This window comes from Holzapfeliella floricola DSM 23037 = JCM 16512, assembly GCF_001436605.1.
Taxonomy (GTDB): Bacteria; Bacillota; Bacilli; order Lactobacillales; family Lactobacillaceae; genus Holzapfeliella; species Holzapfeliella floricola.
This window is the reverse complement of sequence record NZ_AYZL01000019.1, coordinates 100,395-106,506: the sequence shown is the minus strand read 5'-3', so window position 1 is coordinate 106,506 and position 6,112 is coordinate 100,395. Positions and strand designations below refer to the sequence as shown.

Here is a 6,112-nt window from a genome sequence, read left to right as displayed (position 1 = left end):
AAAAAAAGGGTGATTTACTGTAAATTTTGTCTAAAATAAACAAATTTATTTGATGTAAGTTTTGTCTAAAAAAAAATAAATCTTTGATGTAAATATGATTGACTAATCCCATCAAAAGATTTATAGTATGCCTATGAGCAGTTTGGAGGAGAACGAGATGGCAAATAACGAGATAACAAAATATAGTCCCAAGTTAAACACTATCCCTCTCAAAAAATTCACAGCAACTGAAATGAATTTATTTTTTTCGATTATCTCAAAAATGCGAGATCGAAAAGACGAGACGGTAAGATTTACTTTTAGCAAGTTGAAAGACTTGAGTGAGTACAAACCGACAGCTAATAAACGATTTGTGAGTGACTTACGCAAAACCTACAAAAAGATTTTGGATTTAAAATTTATTGATCAAAATGCTAATGGACTTGATGAAACAGTGTTTGTGCTATTTTCAAAATTCACAATCCGGGGGACGGCTGATGAGCCGTATGTTGATATCAAGATTTATGAAGAAGCCCTGCCACTACTCAATAACTTAGAAGAGTGGGTGAGGTATTCACTTCATGAGTTCAATAACATCAACAGTACGTATGCTAAAACAGCATTTAGACTACTTAAACAGTATCGAACAACAGGATTTGCCTACTTCAAAAAAGATGAATTTCGAGAATTGCTAGATATTCCCAAATCATATAGCAATGCAGAAGTGACACGAACAGTACTTAAAACAATTCAAAAAAATTTAGATGAATTTTTTGAAGATTTAACAATTACGCCCATTCATAAAAAAGGCCGTGGGAATCCAATTGCGGCTTATCAGTTCACTTTTAAACCAGAAGAACGTAAACAAAACGACTTCAATTTTAATGAATCTGTTTCAAAACAATCAGCTAAAACAAACAAGCAAGAAATTGCAACTGATTGGTCAAAAGAAGAAGCAGTTCAGACAGAAAGCGTTGATTATCATTTAAACGACCTTTTGACTCAAATTGATGGCGTGCATGCTTAAAAAAACAGACAAAACTTACATCAAAAAACATCACGTTTTAACGTGATGTTTTTTGTGTTTAACCAAAGTAAGCTTTAATTACTGTTAACCCTGAAACTAGCACTAAAGCAACGATTGCTTTGGCATTAAGTTTTTCTTTGAGAATAAAACTGGAAAAGACGACGCCATAAAGAGAGGTGATGTTCAGTAAAATCCAAGCCAAACTAGAATCGCCTGATGTAGCAAAGGTAAACCCAATTTGAGCGACGAGTGTCAAAACTGTTCGAGAGAAGTAAATGAGCACCTCTTTAGCTGTTGATTCTTTATTTTGCAATTTTTGCCCCTTTAGCGGTGTTTTTTTAGCAAACAGCATAAAGAGTACGATAATAAGCCTAAAAACGATTGTGCAGTATGTAAAAGCCAATAAACGATTAGTTGTGATTGAGTAACCACTCGTCAAAATTGGCGATAAAACAGATTGTATCACTAAAAGTGGCGTGATAATGGCAATCCCACTCAAAGTACTGCGGTCGTACTTTGTAATCATTAAAGTAAAAACGATTACGGTTGTTAAAATCGAGATGAGATAGCTCGACGGACTGAAGCTCCCCGAGCTAGCAAAAAGTGCGATGGGAATTAACAAGTCTGAGAATTTACTTGCTACAACAGATTCAGCCACCGTCAATGACTTGAATAAATAGCTATAGCCAATCGCTACAGCTTGTACCAATAGCGCGTACAACATGATTTTGTAGTCTAATAACATAGGCCAAATATCTTGTTTCAAAAAGACGACAGCCAAGAGGGTCGCTAAACCAAAAGTATATAAATTATTTTTGAAATTAACGATAGTGATATCTTGTTTTTTAATCCCCATTTGAAACCGATCGATAACACTGATAAGCCCTCGACTGACAGATGATGCCAGAGCCATTAGACATAAAACTAAAGCAGACATAAAAACCTCCAATAAACGAACCTTGTTTAATTCTAATGTTATAAAGTTCGTTTTTTGTTTAAGTTTAACATGCTTTTAAAGTTTAACAGTCGATTTTAGGTTAAAAAAAGAAATAAACTTGACAGACACTATCCTAATCGCTAACATTAAACAAAAATTAACAAAAGATTAAAAAGGAGTAATTATTATCGAATGAATGCATACATTTACGGGAACAAAAAGTGGTTTTATTTGACGGTTATTTTTTCAGTTCTGGTGAGTACTGAATCGGTCTTTTTCGCGTGGGTCGTGAACAACTTTATTACAATTGCAACTCAGGGGAACTACAGTGAGCTAATACAAACAATTGTGATTTCTGTTGTTGGATTAATCGCTTTGTTTGGATTGGATATTATCTATATTAGAGTGAAAAATCGGCTTGTACAAAGCTGTAATGAGAACATTAAAATTAAGCTGTTTAAACATCTGATGTCTAAATCTCATGGTGATCCCGTTAAGGAAGATGTTTCTTTAATGACCAATGATTTGAAACAATTAGAGACTAAAGGCATTTTGAACGAAATTTCGATTATGCGTAATGTGTTGATGTTTTTATTTGCTATCGGATATGGAATCTTGCTAGATTATGTGACTATATTAGTCTTTTTCGGGGCTTCTTTATTACCAGTTTTAGCTTCAAAAATTTTCTCAAGCAAAATCAAAGCAACTTCACAAGAATGGTCAAAAGAAAACAGTGCTTACATGGGAAAAACAACCGACTATATTTCTGGTATAGACACGATTGTAAACTATAAAGCTCAAAACGTAGCAGAAAAGAACTTTAATCAATCTGCAACGGCATTAGAAAAAGAGCTAACAAAAATGAACGACATGGTTGGCATTAGTACATACACGGTTAATGCTGTCGCTAACTTAGCTATTCTAAGTTTAGCGATTGGCTTTGGTATCTTTCGAGTGTTGAGTGGATTTCTAACGGTTGGACAGCTAATTGCTATTGTTCAGATTTCAAATAACTTAATTAATCCATTGCTAGCAATGTTAGGAGCTGTTAATGAGCGCCAAACAACTGCTGATACAAGTCAACTGCTTAGAAGTATCAATGATGACAGCCATCAAGGTGAAGACAATATCGAAGTGAACTCGCTACAGATTCAAAATGGGGCTATTGCACTTGAAGGCAAACCATTGTTTGATAATTTAAATTTAACAATCAATAAAGGTGAAAAAGTATTAATCGTTGCACCTTCAGGTTATGGAAAGTCAACTTTATTGAAAGCAATTGCCGGATTTTTAGACTTTTCAGAAGGAAGTTATTATATTAATGGACAGAGTTCATCTCATGCTTCCTTAAAAACAGCAGCATCTTTGATTAAACAAGATCCTTTCATTTTTGACAACACGATTTTGTTTAATATTACAATGGGAAATGAGTACCGTCAGTCTGATTTGGAAGCTGTTATTCAAGCGGCGCAACTCGAAGAAGTTGTTGCATCAAAAGGTTTAGATTATCAAGTTGGTGAAAATGGAAATAACCTTTCAGGAGGACAAATTCAGCGTCTGGAAATTGCTAGGGGATTATTAGCTAATCGTTCCATGATCTTGGCAGACGAAGTTACATCGGCTTTAGATGTTGAAACAGGTGACAAAATTTCTAACTACTTGCTTAATGCTAAACAGACTTTAATCGAGGTTTCGCATAAAGTATCAGATGACCAACTTAAAAAATATGATCAGGTTGTTTATTTAGATAAACTGGGTTAAAAACAGACAAAACTTACATCAAAAAAGACTGCCATTATCACCGCAGTCTTTTTTGATTGCTTTTATTTCGATTTCAAAAATTATTGTGCTAAGATGGCCGTAATTAGGAGGCATTAAGATGAACAAGACAGTATTTGGTTTAGGTGTGGTTTGTGCAGCAACGTTATGTTTGATAACAAGCGGACATAATCAAACACAAGCAGCAACTGCACCAGACCACACAGCAACCGTTAATTATGTCAAAGGCTATGGGATTACCACTTGGAAAAATGTGGGGTCGACACCAGAACCCGTTGGTCACTATTTATCAACAGGATCACAATGGCTAACGAATGATATTAACTCTGATATTTTTCCGATGGGGAACACACGTGCAATGACAGCTATTCTACCACCTTCCATCGTTTATGGCGGTTTAAATCACCCCGGAAACCCATTCTGGTATTTGGTCGGAAATAATGAATATGCAAGTAGTAAGTATTATGACGTGGGTGGAGAGAATTCAACACAAGCACTTAATGCGGTTGTTGTTGCTGATCAAAGCAGTCAGTTATGGTCATCACCGACAGATAGCAAATTTAATATCGCCGGCAGTCCCACTACCCCAACAGGATTTGTAGACGCTGGGACAAGCTGGCAGGCCTTTAACCGTCAAGTCGTTGATGGCAAAACTTGGTATCAAATAGGACAAAAGCAATGGTTAGATGGGACAAAAGCTCATATTCAGTCTGAACAATCACGTGATGATAAAACCTTTACTGAATTTGATTTTAGTATTTTATCAACCGATATTATCCCTGATCAATATCAACAAGGTGTCAAAAGAGCCCAACAATTAATTGCATTAGGTTACTCAAAATTAAGTATGCTTAACACTATTAAGCAAGAATATGGGACTGAATCTGCTGGTTTTATCCTTCACAATATAAATTGGGATTTCAACAAACAAGCCCTAAGATATGCACTATATCTTAAAGAAAATGGGGCCTATACAGGACCAAAAGATGACAATTTCTATCGCACACAATTACAGGCTAGAGATTTTACGGCAGATGAAATTAATTATGCTTTAGAACAGCTTTAGTAAAAATTATCTGAACTGAATATTCTTATTGATTATTGGTAGTTTCACACTCTAATTCCTGATATAATCGAGATATTATTTCCGGGGCTTTATAGTGGAAACTCTATAAGACTTCAAAGAGGTTGGTACAGTTGTATCAGCCTCTTTTTTTGAACTATAATATAGTACAATATAATATTTTATAATTTAAAAAACTATGATATGCTATATTATGTTATGGGAGGTTATTATGAAAATTATCAGCTTTGCTGCGGTTAAAGGCGGTGTTGGCAAGACCACATTGACTTTCAACTTTGCAGAATATTTAATTGGACAAGGTAAAAAAGTATTATTGGTCGATAGTGACCACCAAGGTAGTTTGAGTCATATTTATGGTGCATTAACTGAAACGGATACATTATATGATGTGTTCACGGGTCAAAATATTGACTTACACAAAATCAATGATCAACTCAGCATCTTACCTAGTTCACCTGAACTTGATCGTCTTGAAGCAACTTTAGCCACACGTAATAATCAAAATTTGTTATTCATGATGTGGTTACAAGATAATGTTGAAGAAATTCAAGACTTCGATTATATCTTGATTGATTGTCACCCTGACTTTATGACCATCACTAAGAATATGATTGCAGTCAGTCACTATGTGATTAGTCCGCTAGAACCGAGTGAATTTGGTTTTATGAACTTGGGTATCTTCAATGCACGTATGGAAGAATTGAAGCAAGAAACAATCGATATTCGCACACGTGAAAGCTACATTGATGCTAAAACACTTTATGTGCCGAACATGATTAAACATAATACTAAATCCTCACGCGAGTTCTTAGACAGCGTTGCACAGTTTGATAATGTGGCAACAGATTTGTCTGTGCCTTATCGTGAAGTCTTTAATAAATCAACGCTTGAAAATAAATCAGTGTTTACTTTGCTTGAAGAACAAAATAATCAATCAGCTCACACATTATACAAACAATTAGATGATATCTTCAGTCATTTAACAGAAAGGATCTCGCAATAATGGCATTTGAAATCAACAAATTAGAACAAGATTCATTAAGACAAAAAATTAATAACCGTCACTTGAAACCTAAAAAAGAACGTAAACAATCATTCTCATTTACACTAACACCTTCACTAAAGGCTCGTTTAGATGATAAATCAGAAGAAACAGGATTTGGTTCAAGTTCACGTTTACTTGAAAAAATCTTATCAGAACATATTGATGAATATTAAAAAAGTTCTAGAATGATTATCATCATTCTAGAACTTTTTTCTTTATTGACTCATATGCTAAATGTATTTCGATACATTAACTGAGTAA

At 34.6% G+C, this 6,112-nt stretch carries 6 protein-coding genes; 5 read left to right on the top strand and 1 reads right to left on the bottom strand.

Annotated features, from left to right (window positions below; all coding sequences use genetic code 11):
• Nucleotides 1-157: 157 nt before the first annotated feature.
• Nucleotides 158-1,006 (top strand): replication initiation protein, encoded by an 849-nt coding sequence (locus FC86_RS04175; protein WP_056974815.1) that lies wholly within the window; start codon nucleotides 158-160, stop codon nucleotides 1,004-1,006.
• Nucleotides 1,007-1,064: 58 nt separating this feature from the next.
• On the opposite strand, the gene FC86_RS04170 is transcribed toward FC86_RS04175, so the two are convergent.
• On the bottom strand, nucleotides 1,065-1,943 hold the full coding sequence (locus tag FC86_RS04170) for a hypothetical protein (protein ID WP_056974814.1): 879 nt from the start codon (nucleotides 1,941-1,943) through the stop codon (nucleotides 1,065-1,067).
• A gap of 192 nt (nucleotides 1,944-2,135) precedes the next feature.
• Between FC86_RS04170 and FC86_RS04165 the strand changes: the two genes are divergently transcribed.
• The 4 genes from FC86_RS04165 (at nucleotide 2,136) to FC86_RS04150 (ending at nucleotide 6,024) form a co-directional block, all read left to right on the top strand.
• Nucleotides 2,136-3,704, top strand: a complete 1,569-nt coding sequence (locus FC86_RS04165) for an ABC transporter ATP-binding protein (RefSeq protein ID WP_056974813.1) — start codon at nucleotides 2,136-2,138, stop codon at nucleotides 3,702-3,704.
• A gap of 118 nt (nucleotides 3,705-3,822) precedes the next feature.
• Nucleotides 3,823-4,788: a hypothetical protein gene (locus FC86_RS04160; protein WP_056974812.1), complete on the top strand. Its 966-nt coding sequence runs from the start codon at nucleotides 3,823-3,825 to the stop codon at nucleotides 4,786-4,788.
• A 229-nt stretch (nucleotides 4,789-5,017) separates the two neighbouring features.
• Complete coding sequence (locus FC86_RS04155; protein ID WP_236692289.1) at nucleotides 5,018-5,809, top strand: ParA family protein; 792 nt, start codon at nucleotides 5,018-5,020, stop codon at nucleotides 5,807-5,809.
• Nucleotides 5,809-6,024 carry a hypothetical protein gene (locus FC86_RS04150; RefSeq protein ID WP_056974811.1) on the top strand — a complete coding sequence of 72 codons (216 nt, stop codon included), beginning with the start codon at nucleotides 5,809-5,811 and terminating at the stop codon, nucleotides 6,022-6,024. Before FC86_RS04155 ends, FC86_RS04150 begins: the two co-directional genes overlap by 1 nt.
• The last annotated feature ends 88 nt before the right edge of the window (nucleotides 6,025-6,112 follow it).